Consider the following 15765-nt stretch of genomic DNA (forward strand, 5'->3'; position numbering starts at 1 on the left):
GCGCCGAATTTTTCGTGACCCGCCGTAAAATCAGCGGTTGTCCGACAGCGGTGTTTTACGCCAGCACTTTGTACATATAGGTGGTGGCATCCAGCACGCCTGCGATGGATTCGGCATAACAGGGAATCGACCCCGCCACCTGCCAGCCCAGCGAGCGATAGAGATCGCTGGCGACATCGCCGCTGCGCGTATCCAGCACCAGCAGGGTTTTGCCCTGTGCGCGTGCCCGCTGCTCAGCGCGCTGCATCAGTTCACGGGCGATGCCCTGACGGCGCGCCTGCGGGTGCACCAGCAGTTTGCTGATCTCTGCGCGGTGGCGGCCATTAGGCATGCCGCTGCGGCTGATGATGACCGTTGCCACGATGCGCCCGCGCTGACGCGCGACCAGTAATTCGCTGTCGCCGCTGGTGATGCTGGCACTCCGCTGCTGCCAGAATCGCACCATCACCTCATCATCTTCAGCATCAATAAAACCGACGCTGGCACCGTCTGCCACGCAGCTCTGCAAAACGTCGGTCAGTTCACCCAGCAGCTGTTGCGCCTGGGCCGCGCTGAGAGTTGCGTAATCCGTCATGGTTTCGCCACCACCAGTAAGTAACGCGCGCCGTCAGTCAGGTGCGCCTCAAAAGCCGATTTACCGACCAGATGAAACCGCAGGCAGTCGCCGGGCTGTAGCGTCCACGCCTGAGACCCCATCGTGACGGTAAGACCGCCCTCGCGCAGCCAGATATGCTGCTCCAGCCCCTGAATGGGTGGCACATCATAATCGATTCGCGCACCAGGCCGTAACCTGCCCTCCACGAGTTCACATCTAAAATGAAGTGCAGGTGGTGAAATATTCCGACGGATAAAACCGCTGGCGTCATCCTGCCACACCGGCTGCTGATCCTCTTTGACCAGCTGACTGGACTCTTCTTCCACTTCACTGAGCAGGCGCGACATCGTTAAGCCGTATGCAACACACAAACGATTAAGCAGTGCCGCCGTGGGACTGGTCTCGCTTCGCTCAATGCGCGATAATGTCGCGCGGCTGATGCCGGTAGCGACAGAAAGTTCATCAAGTGACCAGCCGCGTTGCAGGCGTAATTCTGCCAGCCGCACCGCCAGTCGTTGCTCCGTATTCAGCTCCGGCATGGTGTTCTCTCATTTTTGGGAATAATTCTCTTATTTGAGATATAGCCTGGAAAAGCCGTATCAGTCAAGTTGTACATTGAGAAATGTATTGTACAACTTAATTTGCTTCGTTATGGTAATCGTACTCAGACCAATCGAAAGAGGAATTTATGACCTTATACAGTATCGGTGACGTCGCCGAGCGCTGTGGCATAAACCCAGTCACCCTGCGCGCCTGGCAGCGTCGTTATGGCTTACTGAAGCCGCAACGTACCGAAGGCGGACATCGTCAGTTTGACGAAGAAGATGTGCAGCGCATCGAAGAGATTATGCGCTGGATTGAAAGTGGCGTGCCGGTCGGTAAAGTGAAGGCACTGCTGGAAGGTGGCGATGTTGATGCACACGATGGCTGGACCACACTGCAGGATGAACTGATTAGCGTACTGCGCCACGTCAGGCCTGCTAAACTTCGTAATAAAATTGCCGCGATTGGTCGCGAACATCCGATTGATGCGCTGATTGATCACGTTTTTATGCCAGTGCGCCAGAAGCTGAGTCTGGATCAGAACACGGCCCGCACCATGTGCAGTCTGCTTGATGGTCTGCTGATCGACTATGTTGCATTTTGTCTGACCGCCAGTCGCAAAAAATCGGGTAAAGATGCGCTGATTATTGGCTGGGGCATCGACGATCGGACCCGTATCTGGCTGGAAGGCTGGCGTCTTTCGCAGCATGGCTGGCGGATTGATGTACTGGCAGAACCCCTGGATGTTCCCCGTCCTGAACTCTTTCCCGGCATGAATATGTTTGTCTTTACCGGTAAAAAACTGACCCGTCGTCAGCAGGAGCAGCTGTCACACTGGCAGGAACAGGGCTATGCCGTGCGGTTACATGAACCTACCTGATAACAAAAACGCACGCCGGGCACTTTGCCTCCTGCCTTGCGCGCGCTATTATCCCCGCCTCACTGTTAACAAGCTCAGGTTTCACCCATGAATGTCAAAAAAGCCTTTTTCGCCACGCTGTTTTTCATTATGGCTCTCGGCGGCACCAGCGGTCTGATGCTGGTGGGATATTCTCTTATTGTCCACTCACGCTAAGCCAGCGCTGCAGGCGTTCAAACAGGCGATCGCTCACTATTGCCAGCAGCGCCACCAGTAATGCTCCCTGAATCACATAGGCTGTATTAAATCCGCTCAGGCCGATAATCACCGGCGATCCCAGACTTTTTGCGCCCACCGTTGAGGCAATAGCCGCGGTGCCGATGTTGATGATTACCGACGTGCGTATCCCGGCGATAATCACCGGTGCAGCCAGCGCCAGTTCAATCTGCCACAACCGCTGCCAGCTACTCATGCCGACCCCGATGGCAATTTCCCGGCTGCTGGCGGGTATGCTATCAATGCCCGCCAGCGTACCCTGTAAAATCGGCAGCAATCCGTACAGCAGCAGCGCCACCACCGCCGGCCACGCGCCAAAGCCCATTACCGGCACCGCAATCGCCAGCACCGCCACCGGCGGTATCGTCTGCCCCGCCGCTACGATAGTTTCCATCAGCGGCCGGAAAGCGCGTCCCGCTCGCCGGGTCACCAGCACGCCACTGCCAATGCCGATCACGATGGCCAGCAGGCTGGCGGTGATCACCAGGAACAGATGCGCCAGCGTCAGCTGCCAGAAGCTCTCCTGCTGATAGAGTGGTCGCGCCAGTTCCGGAAACCAGCGGTGAAACAGCGGCCCGCTGTAAGGCATCAGAGTCAGCAGCGCGCCGTAGAACAGCACCAGCCACAGCAACGGATCCCTTAGCCTGCGCATGTGAAGCCCTCGCGCAGTTGCAGCAGGTCGCCAAAGTGGAGCACGCCCATTGGCTGCTGCTGATCGTCAACGACCGGCAGTTTATCGGTGCGCCGGGCGATAAACTGCGACAGCGCGTCCCGCAGCGTCAGCGCCGCAGCAATCGGTTCGCCCGCCAGCCACTCGCCGCGCCGGACGGCGTTACCGACCTGTTCCAGCGACAGCAGCCGGACGCCCATTTCACTGCGGCCAAAGAAGTCGCGCACAAAATCATTTTTCGGCTGGGTCAGCAGCTCTGCCGACCTGCCCTGCTGAACAATCTTACCGTTATCCATCAGCACAATGCGATCCGCCAGCGTCAGCGCTTCGTCAATGTCATGCGTCACCAGCACGATAGTGCGGCCAGACAGCCGATGAATACGCAGCATCTCCTGTTGCAACACGCCGCGCGTCACCGGATCGAGCGCGCCGAACGGCTCATCCATCAGCAGAACTTCCGGGTCCGCCGCCAGCGCCCGCGCCACGCCCACCCGCTGCTGCTGCCCACCGGAGAGCTGATGCGGATAGCGATTCAGCAGCTGCGCGTCAAGGTTCAGCAGCGCCAGCAGCGCCGCGATGCGCTCATCGATCTGCGCTCTGGACCAGCCCAGCAGGACCGGCACTGTGGCGATATTCTTCCGCACCGTCCAGTGCGGAAACAGGCCAATCGACTGAATGGCATAGCCCATGCGTCGGCGTAATATGCGGGCATCCAGCTGGCGAATCGACTCACCGGCAAAGCGGATCTCACCGCTATCAAACTCCACCAGCCGGTTGATCATTTTCAGCGTGGTTGATTTGCCGGAGCCGGAGGTGCCGAGCAGTACACAGAACTCCCCTTTGGCCACCTGTAGCGACAGATCTTTTACCGCCGCTTTGCCGTTAAAGGCGCGGGAAACGCCATCAAACTCAATCATCTTTTCTCTCCAGCAGTGAGATCAGCAGGCGGAACAGCGCATCAATGACGACCGCCAGCGCAATCACCGGGATGACGCCCAGCAACACCAAATCCAGCGCACTGCTTAACAGCCCCTGGAAAATAATCGCGCCAAAACCGCCCGCGCCAATCAGCGCCGCCACCACTGCCATACCCAGCGTCTGCACCAAGACGACACGCAGGCCCGCGAGCCAGACCGGCAGCGCCAGCGGCACATCCACCGCGATAAACTGCTGCCAGCCGCTCATGCCCGTGCCGCGCGCACTTTCGCGCACCTCATGCGGCACCTGTTGCAGCCCCACCACCACGCTGCGCACCAGCGGCAACAGCGCATAAAGCACCAGGGCGATCAGCGCCGGGGCCATACCAATGCCGCTGATACCCCAGTCACCGAGCCACGGAAAATGCTGAGCCAGACCGGCCAGCGGCGCAATCAGCAGACCGAACAGCGCCACCGACGGCACCGTCTGAATCACATTCAGTACACCAAACACGCTACCCTGCCAGCCGGGCCGCCGGAACAGCATGACGCCCAGCGGCAGCGCAATCATCAACGCAGGCAAGACTGTACCGGCCAGCAGCGTGAGATGACGGCTCAGCGCCGCATCAAACACCGCATGACGGTTGGCATACTCTTTCAGCAGGGAGAGATCGGCGAGCTGGCCACTGAACAGCAGCAACAGCGGCAGCAGCCAGACCTGCAGATTAAGCAGCAGCTGTGCCAGCCGATGCGGGGTCAGCTGCCGCACCTGATCGGTTATCAGCAGCAGGATCAGCGCACCGCTGCACCACAGGCCACTGGCAAAGCTGGTGCGTGCCAGACGGCTGCCCTGCTGACTCAGCAACGTCGCCTGATGACCGCTGAGCCAGATGATCGCCGCCAGCATCAGCTGAGCCGTCAGCAGCGCTACAATCAGCGTGACGCGCCCGGGCGGACGCCACAGCAGCAGCCAAAGCGTCACTAATGGCAGCAGTAATAGCCCGAAGCGGTTTATCTGCCAGCCCATCAATGGTTCACCCGCCACCAGACGGTTCGGGGCGAAGTTAAGAAACGGCAAGGCCACCAGCGCGAGGCTCAGCAGCGTCAGCAGCAGCAATGCCACCGGCTGCTGAGCCGGACGGCGTATCGCGTCCCGCGATATCTGCATCGGTTACAGCAGCTTTTTCTGCTGCAGCCACTCGGTCGCTACACTGCTGGCATCCTGACCGTCGACCGCGATTTTGGCGTTGAGTTGCTGCAGCGTCTTCTCATCAAGCGCGCTGAACACCGGCTTCAGCCAGTCGGCAATCTGCGGATAGGCTTTGAGGACCGATTCGCGGATTACCGGCGTCGGCGCGTAAATCGGCTGAACGCCTTTGGGATCGCTGAGCGTCTGCAGACCCAGTGCTGCTACCGGGCCGTCGGTGCCGTAGGCCATCGCCGCGTTAACGCCGGAGGTCTGTTGCGCTGCTGCGCTGATGGTCACAGCAGTATCGCCGCCCGCCAGCGACAGCAGCTGATCCTGCTTGAGGTCAAAGCCATAGGCTTTTTCAAAGGCCGGTAAAGCATCGCTGCGTTCGATAAATTCGGCTGAGGCGGCCAGCTTGAAGGTTCCGCCCTTTTTCAGAAAGGCGCTGAGATCGGTCAGCGAAGTGAGCTGGTTCTTCTCAGCCAGATCTTTACGCACGGCAATGGTCCAGGTGTTGTTGGCCGGAGCCGGTGTCAGCCACACCAGATGGTTTTTCTCCGCATCCAGCTTCTTCACCTTTTCATAGCCTTCAGCGGCATTCTTCCAGGCACTGTCTTTTTCATCGTTGAAGAAGAACGCGCCGTTGCCGGTATATTCGGGGTAGATATCGAGCTCGCCCGCCGTGATGGCACCGCGTACCACCTGCGTTGTGCCAAGCTGGATTTTATTGACGGTTTTTACGCCGTGCTTTTCAAGCACCTGAAGGATTACGTTGCCCAGCAGTGATCCTTCGGTATCAATTTTGGAGCCGACCCGCACCGGCTCCGCCGCCTGTACCATCCCCATACTGAGCAGCAACGCGCTGACTCCCACCCAACCCCGAACTCTGACCATGGCCTTTTCCTTATCGCAGTCTGTTGTTTTTACATGATGTTTTCGTGTGATGACGCGCAAGGCGCGGGACGCCTTAGCGTTGAGCCTGCTCGCCTGCTCGCCTGCCGCTGAAAGGGAGACTGGCAAGGCGTGCAGCGGAAATTATCTGCCTTAAAAGCGTAGCCTGGCGCAGCGGCGCTGCAGCTGACTTTATCGCAAATTTATAACGATTTGGGATTAAAAAATTATTATCAATAACCGAAATGAATTTACGTCTGGGCGTCTAAACGGCTATTCTCGAAAACCTGTTTTTATAATAAAAGACGTACAACATCATGTCCGACCTGACCTCTTCCGCCCATGTGGCAACAGCAGGGAGTTCGCCCGGTGGCGAAACACAGTGGATCCGCAGCGCAGCTGATGTCTCCCGCTTAGTGAACAGCGGCGACAGCGCCCGTAACAATGCCCGTATTGTGGTAGCGATTGCGCTGGGAGGCGTGTTCCTTGACGCCTACGACCTGGGCGCGCTGGCGTTTGGCATTAAAGACATCACGCGCGAGTTTAGTCTCACTCCGACCGGCACCGGCATGGTCGCCTCGGCCATCACCTTCGGCGCAATCATCGGCGCGCTGATTGGCGGCTATCTCACCGACAAAATTGGCCGTTATCGGGTCTTTATGGCTGATATGTTCTTTTTCGTGGTGGCGGCTATCGCCTGTGCGTTTGCCCCGAATGAGTATGTGCTGGCTGGCGCGCGCTTCGTGATGGGGCTGGGCGTCGGGATTGATCTGCCGGTTGCGATGGCGTTTCTGGCGGAGTTTTCAAAGCTGCGCGGCAAGGGGAATAAAGCGGCCAGCGTGGCGATGTGGTGTCCGACCTGGTATGCGGCAATCAGTATCTCTTATCTGCTGGTGCTGCTGCTTTATGCGGTGCTGCCTGAAAGCCACACCGACTGGCTCTGGCGGCTGATCCTTGGTTTTGGGGCCGTTCCGGCGATTGTCATCATCGCCATCCGCAGCCGTTATATGAGCGAATCCCCGGTGTGGGCGGCGAATCAGGGGGATCTGAAAGGGGCCGCCGCGATTTTACGCAGTGCCTGGAACATCAACGCGCAGGTGGCACCCGACGCCGGGCTGACCGCTGCCCCACCCGTGCGCAAGGCGAGCTGGCGCAACTATGGCGCGCTGCTGCAGGGCGTTTATCGCCGCCGCACGCTGCTGGCGACCATCACCTCTATCGCCTCGTCGTTTGCCTATAACGCAGTGGCGTTTGGGCTGCCGGTAATCATCTCAAGCTTCTTTGCTCAGTCGATGCTCACCACCATTCTGGTGTCGCTGGCGCTGAATCTGCTGTTCGCCTTTGTCGGCGGAATTCTGGCGGTGCGGCTGGTGCCGCGTCTGGGAGCGTGGAAGATGTCGGTGGCGGGTTATGGCTGTCAGTGCGTGGCGCTGCTGGGGCTGGCGCTGATTGGTCGTCCCGAAGGCGGTCAGGAAGCCGCGCTGGCGATTGGCATGCTGGCGCTGTTCCTGTTTGGTCAGGGATTCGGGCCGGGGTCTCATACTATGACCTTTGCGTCGCTGAGCTACCCGACGTCGCTGCGCGGCGTGGGCGTCGGCTTCAACCAGACGCTGATGCGCGGCAGTTCGACCGTTTCGCTGTTTCTCTTCCCGGTGCTGGTTGCCGCGCTGGGCACCGGCGTCTTCTGGGTGATCTTCCTGGCCCCGCTGGCGGGCCTGCTGGCGTTGCTGGCGATCCGCTGGGAACCGTCAGGTTATGATGTGGATGCAGAAGATTTTGAGCTGCCGGGGTAAAGAGCGCAGGCAAACCGCACCTCAGTGCGGTTTTTTTATGCCGTAATGACCGGGAAAGGAAAATGCTCCAGATAGTCCGGGATGCGCGGGAAGGTATGCAAAAACCACGGCGTGAACAGCTGTGGCTGCTGCTGCATCTGCTGCTCAATCAGCGCCATCGGACGATAATCAAAGGCATCGGCTTCCTGCGGATTCAGCTGCGGCAAAGTGTCGCAGACGGCAAAGAAGACGTGACCATATTCATGTTCGGTCAGGCCATTGCTCAGCTTCAGGTTATAGCTCAGCTCAAATACCGGCGTCAGCGTCACGATCATCCCCATCTCTTCACGCAGACGGCGCTCGGCGGCGTCGCGGGTCGATTCATGAGGATAAGGATGGCCACAGCAGGTATTACTCCACAAGCCACCACAGTGATATTTATCGCTGGCACGCCGCTGCAGTAACAGCTCCTGCCGGGAATTGAAGACGTAGACCGTCACCGCGCGGTGCAGTAATCCTTTTTCATGCACTTCCAGCTTTTCCATTTTGCCGGTGGGACGATCGAGGTGGTCAACGAGGATAACTTCAATAGCAGACATGGCGTTTCCTTGAGATTATTCCCAACTATTCTGGCACAGAATGAGCAGTCTGGGTGGAACATCGCGGAATTTTTACGCGTCTCAGGCGGAGATAAGCGGATGAAGCAGAGAGGAAATCAGGCCAGCAAGGCTGGCCTGACGAAGGATTACAGGCGGAAACTCTGAACCACCTGCTCAAGCTGGGTGCTCTGCGATTCCATCGCCTGCGCGGCAGCGGAAACCTGCTCCACCAGCACGGCATTCTGCTGGGTAGTACCATCAAGCTGGGTAATCGCCACGTTAACCTGTTCGATACCCAGGCTCTGCTCACGGCTGGCTGACATAATTTCGCTCATCAGGGTGGTCACACTGCTTACCCCTTTCATCAGCTCGTCCATGGTCTGACCCGCCTGCTCAACCAGCGCGCTGCCGGTATCGATGTTTGCCACGGACTCTTCGATTAACTTTTTAATCTCACGCGCCGAGTTGGCTGAACGCTGTGCCAGGTTGCGCACTTCCGATGCCACCACCGCAAAACCGCGACCCTGTTCACCGGCACGTGCGGCTTCTACCGCGGCGTTAAGTGCCAGGATATTGGTCTGGAATGCGATGCTGTCGATGACGCTGATGATATCGACCACTTTACGGGATGAGTGATGAATCTCACCCATGGTGGTGACCACCTGACGGACCACTTCAGTCCCCCGTGCGGCCACCTGCGAGGCATCAGCTGCCAGCTGGTTGGCATGCGTCGCATTGTCGGCGTTCTGACGCACGGTGCCGGTCAGCTGCTCCATCGACGCGGCCGTCTCGACAATCGAGCTGGCCTGATCTTCAGTACGGGAGGAGAGATTGGCGTTACCGCTGGCAATCTCCCGCGACGCAGCAGTAATCGCCAGTGCGCTGTCGCCCACCTGCTGGAGCAGCCCCTGCAGATAGCTGATGAATTGGTTAAAGCTCTGCGCCACGGCGTTAAACTCCGGGCTGTTGCTGGCGGGCAGGCGCTGCGTCAGATCGGCCCCACCCGTCGACAGCGCTTCGATGTTGCTGTTCAGCACGTTAAGACGTTTCATCATGGCGCGGACAAAGCCCAGCGAGACCAGCAGCAGGATGACCGCCAGTGGGATCTGCACCAGGCCCAGGCGGGTCAGCATATTATGCGACTGCGCTTTCAGCAGGCTGGTTGGCAGACTGCTGGCGAGATACCACGGGCTGCCAGGAATGGCCTGCACGAACAGGGTCTGCTCGCCCTCGCTGCTGTCATAGGTGGTTTCCAGCGGCTGATTGCCAACGCCGTTCAGCAACGTTTTCAGCGGTGCGGCCATCGGCATCTGCACGTCAGCCAGGTTCTCCAGCTTCGGCGCGGCATTGACCAGCGCGCCATTGCCCACGACTTTGCCGTCGGCTTCGACGATCAGCACATTGCCGTGAATGGTTTCACCCATCTGCTTCGCCAGCTGGTTGAAGAACCCCAGCGTCACGTCGATAGTCGCGACACCCCAGGCCGAGCCATTGCGGTAGATCGCCATGGCACAGTTGGTACGCGGCTGCGGGCTGGCAGCATCCTGATAAGCTTTTGCCCAGGCACACTGCCCTTTCGCGGCAGCCAGGCCATCTTTATACCAGGGTTGCTCCCAGTATTTATCGGCGGCGTCGGAGTTCCAGTAGGTGTTGACCTGCAGTTCATTACTGGCATTACGGGCAAAGAAGCTGCTGTCTTTCTCTTTGGCCGGATCGCGACGGTTTGGCAGGGGCCAGATACCGCCACCAAACACGTTGCTGTCCTGATACTGGTTTACCAGCGTCGGTAACAGGGCGTCGATAGTGGCGCTATCCATGACAGAGGCGGCTTCGGTAATCGCACGCTGCTGTGCCTGCACGCGGTTCATCTGTTCAACGATGCCAGAGGCGAGTGAATCGACCTGATAACGAACCAGACGACTTTCGCTGTCGACCAGCTGTGGCGCGACGAACTGATTGATGACCCAAACTGTAACGAGTAAAAGCGCAACAAAGAACGCGATCATTGTTGCGGTGAAGCGGGATTGTGTTGTTTTAAACATCTTTGTTCCCCTGAACCTGGTGCGGCGCGATTGCCTGATCGGGTTAACGGCTCGCTTAACGGGAACTTGAGATGAGCGGGATCACATATTCGAGAAATGTTTGATTTTTGTGAAAATTTAATTTCAAACTGGTACTATCACGTCCCCGACGGTTGCCGGGGAACAGACGAAGAGGCTTGATAAGACTGGCTTACTCTTCTGAATGGACCACCTGCAGGCGCGGGCGGAAAACATGATCATTGCCTTCTGCTGTTAACAATTCTCGTAACTTTTGGCCGCCATGCTCGTCAGCCTGCGCGAACTGCCGCTCGGCTTCCGTAATCGGCGTGGACCAGAGCAGCGTCGGGCGATCGCCATCGCGTTTCGGCAGCGTGAACTGTGCTGGCGCAGGTGCCAGTTCATTCGCCAGCAGGAAGCTTTCAAAACCGACCGGTGCCACTTCTGAGGCCAGCGTGTGGCCCTCCCCCAGCCAGGTGAGTCGCGCCCATGGCAGATGCACGAACTCCGCCAGCGCGCTCGCCATCTGCACCGCGTTGCCTTCGGTCATCACTTCACCATCGACCGCCATGCCCAGCTCGATACGGCGATACTGCGGTGCCAGCTCATCGAACAGATAATCAACCTGCGGCATCGGCCTGATACTCATGCCGAGCGTCAGGAAGTACCACACGCCCTGATGCCAGTGCTGCGAGATCGCCATCGGCGGCCAGCTGCCCTGATCGATCGCGTAATATTTCACTGATTCGCCAAAACGCGCCTGATAGCAGGCCATGAGATCCTGCTGGACCCTGTCCCACTCGCTGCCGTCGTGCCATTCGCGCCAGAACTGACGCTGATGCTCCGCACGGGCATAGTAGTCATTGGTCGATGCTGAACCCAGCGGGGCCGTCAGCCGGTTCTTTTTGATGCAGCCCGCAGAGAAGCTCACCTGCTTCTCCTGATAAAGACTCCAGCCGGGGATCACCGCCAGCAGCTGGCCGTAATACCACAGCGCAGCGCCATCATCAGAAGGCTCCCACAGCACCTGCAGACCTGCCGGGTCCAGCGCGGGCTCCGCTTCCAGATTACGGCAATACTCGGCGCTGAGCAGCGGGGCGATGCCCTGCTCCATCGCCCCGCGATCTTCCTGTGCCGGTGCAGGCAGCAGGTTACGAAGCCAGCAGCCGCGCACCGCATACTGACTGCGGAACAGGTCGGTGGGCCAGATGTAAAAATAAGCGGTGCGCTCATCCTGCTCGACAATGGCGGTCAGGGTGCGCTGCTGATTGTGGACTTCAGCAATCAGGGATTTGTACGTCATAGTGCCTCGACAAAGCCTGGAGGAATCCATTTTCCCCGAGAATAGAGCAGGATCCTGGCTGCGGCTATCTGAGACAAGGGTAATAGTCTCAAAGTGTGGGCGTTGGGGGGCGTACTGAGCTTTGTAAGTGTGACCATTGTTGGCCTTAAAGGCCGGTATGAGCGAAAAGCGGGCGTTGAGTGAGATTAAAGCTGTAAGAAATTACAGACCGATAGGGCGATTCAGGCTGCAATTTATGTTTATATAAATATTGAAAATGAGTATTTAAGCTTTTTTAAGGGGGATAGGTGCGCATTAGACCATCATCTCGATTGATCATTCTTTCGCCTGAAAATCATGTCCTGCTCTTTAGGTTCTGTCATAAAAATGATGCTCTAAAGGGAAAAACATACTGGGCAACGCCGGGAGGAGGGCTTGAAAAAAATGAATCTTTCGAGCAGGCCGCTATACGCGAATTATTTGAAGAAACGGGATTGAAAGAAACATTAACAGGACCAGCAGTAGCGTCCCGAACCTTCACAATGATGCTACCAAGTGGGGAGACAGTCCTTGCTGATGAGCGTTTCTTTATGATTAAGGCAAATACAGTAGATCTCGATCGTTCAGGATGGAGTAGCAATGAAAAGGAACTCATTCGCGATCATCATTGGTGGACAATACAAGAGCTAATACAAACCAATGAGACAATTTTTCCACGCGACTTAATCATTAACATACTTGAAAAAAGTCGGCCGGATCTTCGACGTTAAATGCGTCATAATATCCTGAACGTCCTTTTCTGGCACACAGCGGACATTCATAGCCCCTTACCCCAGCCTACCCATTCTCACCATCGCCCGATACCATGCCCCGCGCTGAATTGACCATCTCAACCCTAACGCAATCGCATTAATCTTCTGGTCAATCATCGCCTGCTGAAAGCGGCCAATCTCCGTACCGGACATTGCCTGCGCCCACGCGGGCATCAGCCCGAATCCTGACTTCAGCATGATTTTCATCACCGGTTTCGCCTGCCAGCTGGGTGCAGGGGCATTCATCAGCAATCGCGTCACTTCAGCGGTACGCTCGTCAAAGCGCAGCTCTGAACGCATCTGTTGCAGGTAATCCGCCACATCGACAACGCTTTTCGGCACCTTCTCTGCGCCCAGCGCTTCGGCAATGAGCGCCGCTTCCTGATAGTACTGATCCTGCCCGGCGCGGGTAAGCTGAGGATTTTTGTAGCGCAGATGGGCGGCCAGAAAACGGCTGGTCTCCGCCACATGCACCCAGGTCAGCAGATGCGGATCGCTGGCGGCATAGGGTTTGCCCGCGCTGTCGACGCCGCTGACTTTCAGATGAATGCGTTTCACCCTGTCGATCAGCGTCTGCGCATCCTGCGAATTACCGTAGGTAGTGACAGCGATAAACTGGCTGGTGCGGCGCAGACGGCCCATCATATCTTCGCGGAAATTGGAGTGATCCCAGACGCCCGCCAGTGCCGCCGGATGCAGCATCTGCAACAGCAACGCGCTGATCCCGCCGCACATCATGGAGGTGAAGTCACCGTGGACGCGCCAGATCACGCTGTCCGGGCCAAACAGGCCGGGATCGCCAGGTGGTTGAGAGAGGTCAAATTCATTCATCGACAGGCCGTTAAGGCGGAATACCTGCTGCTGAATGCGATCACGCAGATTAATCATAGCGGCTCTGATAGTGGATATGACGCGGCGCGCGGTAGCAGGACGCTAACGACGCGCCGCATCACCTTCCCCTGACGTCAGGGAAAAGGCTGACGGTTATAAATAGTTGAACTGCCCATCCTCGGTACGAACGGAATCGAGTCCAATCATCACGTTGAATTTGCCGGGCTCTGCAACGTGCTGCATCTGCTGGTTCCAGAACTTCAGCGCATCCACATCAATTTTGAAGGTCACAGTTTGTGACTCGCCTGCTTTCAGCATGATGCGCTTAAAGCCACGCAGCTCCTGCACCGGACGGCTGATGGAAGCGACCGGGTCGTTGAGATACATCTGCACCACCGTCGCGCCATCGCGTTTACCACTGTTGGTCACGGTCACGCTGGCTTCGATGCTGCCGTTACGCGGCATGGTCGGGGAAGACATTTTTACCGGCGACACGGTGAAGCTGGTGTAGCTCAGGCCGTAACCAAACGGATAGAGCGGGCCGTTAACCGCATCATAGTAGTGCGAGGTGTACTTGTTCGGCTTCGCAAAGTTGTAAGGACGACCGGTTGGCAGATGGTTGTAGTAGATCGGAATCTGACCCACTGAACGCGGGAAGGAAACCGGCAGTTTGCCCGACGGGTTGTAGTCACCGAACAGCACATCGGCGATGGCGTTACCACCTTCGGTGCCGCTGAACCAGGTTTCCAGCACCGCATCAGCCATGCGATCTTCATTTACTATCGACAGCGGGCGCCCGTTCATCAGGACAATCACCAGCGGCTTACCGGTGGCTTTCAGTGCCGCGAGCAGCTTCTGCTGGCTCGGTGGGATCACCAGGTCGCTGCGGCTGGAGGCTTCGTGCGCCATCCCCTGCGCTTCGCCCACGGCGGCAACCACCACATCGGCCTGCTTCGCTTTGGCAACCGCGTCATCGATCATCTGCTGCGGTGAACGCGTATCCACGGAAACCGCCTGCTCATAGAGGTTCAGGAAGTCCTGAATCCCTTTGTTGTCGCTGACGTTAGCGCCCTTCTCATAAAGCAGCGTCGCTTTGCCTTCGGTGGCAGTGCGCATGCCCTGCAGCAGCGAAACGGATTGCTTCGCCACGCCTGCGGCGGACCAGCTGCCCATGATGTCGCGCTGACTGTCTGCCAGCGGACCAATCAGCGCAATGGTGCCCGATTTTTTCAGCGGCAGCGTTTCCAAACGGTTTTTCAGCAGTACGATGCTTTTACGCGCCACATCGCGCGCTTCAGCGCGATGCAGACGGCTTTCCGCATTGGTGTCCTGCGGGTCGCTCTCTTTCGGACCTAAATGGCTGTAGGGATCGTTAAACAGGCCCATGTCATATTTGACGTTAAGCACATGGCGCGCCGCGTCATCAATTTCAGCCATCGTGACCTCACCGCTCTTCACCAGATCCGGCAGATACTTACTGTAATATTCGTCGCTCATGCTCATATCCACGCCCGACTTCAGGGCGATGCGTACCGCTTCCTGCGGATCGCTGGCGACGCCATGCTTGATCAGCTCTTTGATTGCGCCGTGGTCGCTGATGGTGATGCCTTTGAATTTCCACTTATCGCGCAGCAGATCTTTCAGCAGCCAGCTGTCCGCCGTAGCGGGGACGCCATTAATCGAGTTCAGCGCCACCATCACGCCGCCGCTGCCTGCATCCAGTGAGGCCTTATACGGTGGCAGATAGTCCTGGAACATGCGCTGCGGGCTCATGTCTACGGTGTTGTAATCGCGTCCACCCTCAACGGCGCCATAGAGCGCAAAGTGTTTCACGCTGGTCATCACGCTATAGCGATCGGCGGCACTTTTGCCCTGCATCGCCTGCACCATGCTGCGACCCATTTCGCTGGTGAGATACGTATCCTCACCGAAGCCTTCGGAACCACGACCCCAGCGCGGTTCACGGCTGACATCGACCATCGGTGCCCATGTCATATTCAGACCGTCGTCGGCCGCTTCATAGGCGGATACGCGCCCTACTTCTTTAACGGCATCCAGATCCCAGCTTGATGCCAGGGCCAGAGGAATCGGGAAAATAGTGCGCTGACCGTGAATCACGTCGAAGGCGAAAAACAGGGGGATCTTGAGGCGGCTAAGCTGCATCGCCTGATCCTGCATCGCGCGGATATCCTGACGCGTGACAGTGTTAAAAATCGCGCCAACCTGACTCTTCTGAATCATGTCGCGAATGGCTTCTTTCGGATTATCAGGTCCGACGCTGATTAAACGCAGCTGGCCAATCTTCTCGTCCAGCGTCATTTTTTTAAGCAGCTGGTTAACGAAGGCATCTCGCGCCTGTTCGGTCATCGGGTGGTTACCAGGCACTGTCTCAGCCAGTGCGGGTTGCATCGCAAGGGAGACAGCGAGACTAACAGAGTAAATCCATTTCATCAGGTTGGGTTCTCTTAAGTAACTGCGCAATATCGAATA

At 57.6% G+C, this 15765-nt stretch carries 15 protein-coding genes; 4 read left to right on the forward strand and 11 right to left on the reverse strand.

Translation table 11 applies throughout. The features are described 5' to 3' along the window. Window positions 1-55: 55 nt before the first annotated feature. Both K6R05_RS13005 and K6R05_RS13010 read right to left on the reverse strand, forming a co-directional pair. Window positions 56-574 carry a GNAT family N-acetyltransferase gene (locus K6R05_RS13005; protein ID WP_161736594.1) on the reverse strand — a complete coding sequence of 173 codons (519 nt, stop codon included), beginning with the start codon at window positions 572-574 and terminating at the stop codon, window positions 56-58. Continuing rightward, the gene (locus tag K6R05_RS13010; protein WP_222924300.1) at window positions 571-1134 is read right to left on the reverse strand and encodes an XRE family transcriptional regulator; all 564 of its coding nucleotides are present in this window, start codon (window positions 1132-1134) and stop codon (window positions 571-573) included. The genes K6R05_RS13005 and K6R05_RS13010 overlap by 4 nt, the downstream gene beginning before the upstream one ends. A 149-nt stretch (window positions 1135-1283) precedes the next feature. Between K6R05_RS13010 and K6R05_RS13015 the strand changes: the two genes are divergently transcribed. Further along, entirely contained in the window at window positions 1284-2018 is a 735-nt protein-coding gene (locus K6R05_RS13015) for a MerR family transcriptional regulator (RefSeq protein ID WP_161736596.1), read from the forward strand. Window positions 2019-2105: 87 nt separating this feature from the next. Then, on the forward strand, window positions 2106-2213 hold the full coding sequence (locus K6R05_RS22500) for a YohO family small membrane protein (protein WP_013357227.1): 108 nt from the start codon (window positions 2106-2108) through the stop codon (window positions 2211-2213). Here the strand turns inward: K6R05_RS22500 and K6R05_RS13020 are convergent. From K6R05_RS13020 to osmF, 4 genes are read right to left on the reverse strand one after another with little or no spacing between them, the layout of a single operon-like run. Then, on the reverse strand, window positions 2194-2925 hold the full coding sequence (locus K6R05_RS13020; RefSeq protein ID WP_161736597.1) for an ABC transporter permease: 732 nt from the start codon (window positions 2923-2925) through the stop codon (window positions 2194-2196). The genes K6R05_RS22500 and K6R05_RS13020 overlap by 20 nt on opposite strands. Further along, the gene (locus tag K6R05_RS13025) at window positions 2913-3860 is read right to left on the reverse strand and encodes an ABC transporter ATP-binding protein (RefSeq protein ID WP_222924301.1); all 948 of its coding nucleotides are present in this window, start codon (window positions 3858-3860) and stop codon (window positions 2913-2915) included. The genes K6R05_RS13020 and K6R05_RS13025 overlap by 13 nt, the downstream gene beginning before the upstream one ends. After that, the gene (locus tag K6R05_RS13030; protein ID WP_222924302.1) at window positions 3853-5028 is read right to left on the reverse strand and encodes an ABC transporter permease; all 1176 of its coding nucleotides are present in this window, start codon (window positions 5026-5028) and stop codon (window positions 3853-3855) included. Before K6R05_RS13030 ends, K6R05_RS13025 begins: the two co-directional genes overlap by 8 nt. Before the next feature lie 3 nt (window positions 5029-5031). After that, on the reverse strand, window positions 5032-5943 hold the full coding sequence (gene osmF, locus K6R05_RS13035; RefSeq protein ID WP_222924303.1) for a glycine betaine ABC transporter substrate-binding protein OsmF: 912 nt from the start codon (window positions 5941-5943) through the stop codon (window positions 5032-5034). A 314-nt stretch (window positions 5944-6257) separates the two neighbouring features. Between osmF and K6R05_RS13040 the strand changes: the two genes are divergently transcribed. Continuing rightward, window positions 6258-7733 (forward strand): MFS transporter, encoded by a 1476-nt coding sequence (locus K6R05_RS13040; RefSeq protein ID WP_222924304.1) that lies wholly within the window; start codon window positions 6258-6260, stop codon window positions 7731-7733. Window positions 7734-7768: 35 nt separating this feature from the next. Here the strand turns inward: K6R05_RS13040 and idi are convergent, their stop codons facing one another. The 3 genes from idi to K6R05_RS13055 form a co-directional block, all read right to left on the reverse strand. Continuing rightward, window positions 7769-8311 (reverse strand): isopentenyl-diphosphate Delta-isomerase, encoded by a 543-nt coding sequence (idi, locus tag K6R05_RS13045; RefSeq protein WP_161736950.1) that lies wholly within the window; start codon window positions 8309-8311, stop codon window positions 7769-7771. A 146-nt stretch (window positions 8312-8457) separates the two neighbouring features. Continuing rightward, a complete protein-coding gene (locus K6R05_RS13050; RefSeq protein WP_222924305.1) occupies window positions 8458-10353 on the reverse strand; it encodes a methyl-accepting chemotaxis protein in 1896 nt (631 codons plus the stop codon). Between the two features lie 190 nt (window positions 10354-10543). Next, window positions 10544-11653: a suppressor of fused domain protein gene (locus tag K6R05_RS13055; RefSeq protein WP_161736952.1), complete on the reverse strand. Its 1110-nt coding sequence runs from the start codon at window positions 11651-11653 to the stop codon at window positions 10544-10546. A 287-nt stretch (window positions 11654-11940) separates the two neighbouring features. Here K6R05_RS13055 and K6R05_RS13060 point away from each other — a divergent pair, with 287 nt between their 5' ends. Next, window positions 11941-12402: an NUDIX hydrolase gene (locus K6R05_RS13060; protein ID WP_222924306.1), complete on the forward strand. Its 462-nt coding sequence runs from the start codon at window positions 11941-11943 to the stop codon at window positions 12400-12402. A gap of 57 nt (window positions 12403-12459) precedes the next feature. Here the strand turns inward: K6R05_RS13060 and K6R05_RS13065 are convergent, their stop codons facing one another. Both K6R05_RS13065 and bglX read right to left on the reverse strand, forming a co-directional pair. Further along, a complete protein-coding gene (locus K6R05_RS13065) occupies window positions 12460-13332 on the reverse strand; it encodes an oxygenase MpaB family protein (RefSeq protein ID WP_222924307.1) in 873 nt (290 codons plus the stop codon). Window positions 13333-13428: 96 nt separating this feature from the next. Beyond that, window positions 13429-15726, reverse strand: coding sequence for a beta-glucosidase BglX (bglX, locus tag K6R05_RS13070; protein ID WP_161736774.1), 2298 nt, complete (start codon window positions 15724-15726; stop codon window positions 13429-13431). Window positions 15727-15765: the final 39 nt, after the last annotated feature.

Origin of the sequence: Pantoea alfalfae, assembly GCF_019880205.1 — a bacterium.
Lineage (GTDB): Bacteria > Pseudomonadota > Gammaproteobacteria > Enterobacterales > Enterobacteriaceae > Pantoea > Pantoea alfalfae.

What these genes read in the sequence shown, in the direction of transcription:
- K6R05_RS13005 (WP_161736594.1), bottom strand. Translation starts at nt 574, where the DNA reads ATGACGGATTACGCAACTCTCAGCGCGGCCCAGGCGCAACAGCTGCTG.
- K6R05_RS13010 (WP_222924300.1), bottom strand. Translation starts at nt 1,134, where the DNA reads ATGCCGGAGCTGAATACGGAGCAACGACTGGCGGTGCGGCTGGCAGAA.
- K6R05_RS13015 (WP_161736596.1), top strand. Translation starts at nt 1,284, where the DNA reads ATGACCTTATACAGTATCGGTGACGTCGCCGAGCGCTGTGGCATAAAC.
- K6R05_RS22500 (WP_013357227.1), top strand. Translation starts at nt 2,106, where the DNA reads ATGAATGTCAAAAAAGCCTTTTTCGCCACGCTGTTTTTCATTATGGCT.
- K6R05_RS13020 (WP_161736597.1), bottom strand. Translation starts at nt 2,925, where the DNA reads ATGCGCAGGCTAAGGGATCCGTTGCTGTGGCTGGTGCTGTTCTACGGC.
- K6R05_RS13025 (WP_222924301.1), bottom strand. Translation starts at nt 3,860, where the DNA reads ATGATTGAGTTTGATGGCGTTTCCCGCGCCTTTAACGGCAAAGCGGCG.
- K6R05_RS13030 (WP_222924302.1), bottom strand. Translation starts at nt 5,028, where the DNA reads ATGCAGATATCGCGGGACGCGATACGCCGTCCGGCTCAGCAGCCGGTG.
- osmF (WP_222924303.1), bottom strand. Translation starts at nt 5,943, where the DNA reads ATGGTCAGAGTTCGGGGTTGGGTGGGAGTCAGCGCGTTGCTGCTCAGT.
- K6R05_RS13040 (WP_222924304.1), top strand. Translation starts at nt 6,258, where the DNA reads ATGTCCGACCTGACCTCTTCCGCCCATGTGGCAACAGCAGGGAGTTCG.
- idi (WP_161736950.1), bottom strand. Translation starts at nt 8,311, where the DNA reads ATGTCTGCTATTGAAGTTATCCTCGTTGACCACCTCGATCGTCCCACC.
- K6R05_RS13050 (WP_222924305.1), bottom strand. Translation starts at nt 10,353, where the DNA reads ATGTTTAAAACAACACAATCCCGCTTCACCGCAACAATGATCGCGTTC.
- K6R05_RS13055 (WP_161736952.1), bottom strand. Translation starts at nt 11,653, where the DNA reads ATGACGTACAAATCCCTGATTGCTGAAGTCCACAATCAGCAGCGCACC.
- K6R05_RS13065 (WP_222924307.1), bottom strand. Translation starts at nt 13,332, where the DNA reads ATGATTAATCTGCGTGATCGCATTCAGCAGCAGGTATTCCGCCTTAAC.
- bglX (WP_161736774.1), bottom strand. Translation starts at nt 15,726, where the DNA reads ATGAAATGGATTTACTCTGTTAGTCTCGCTGTCTCCCTTGCGATGCAA.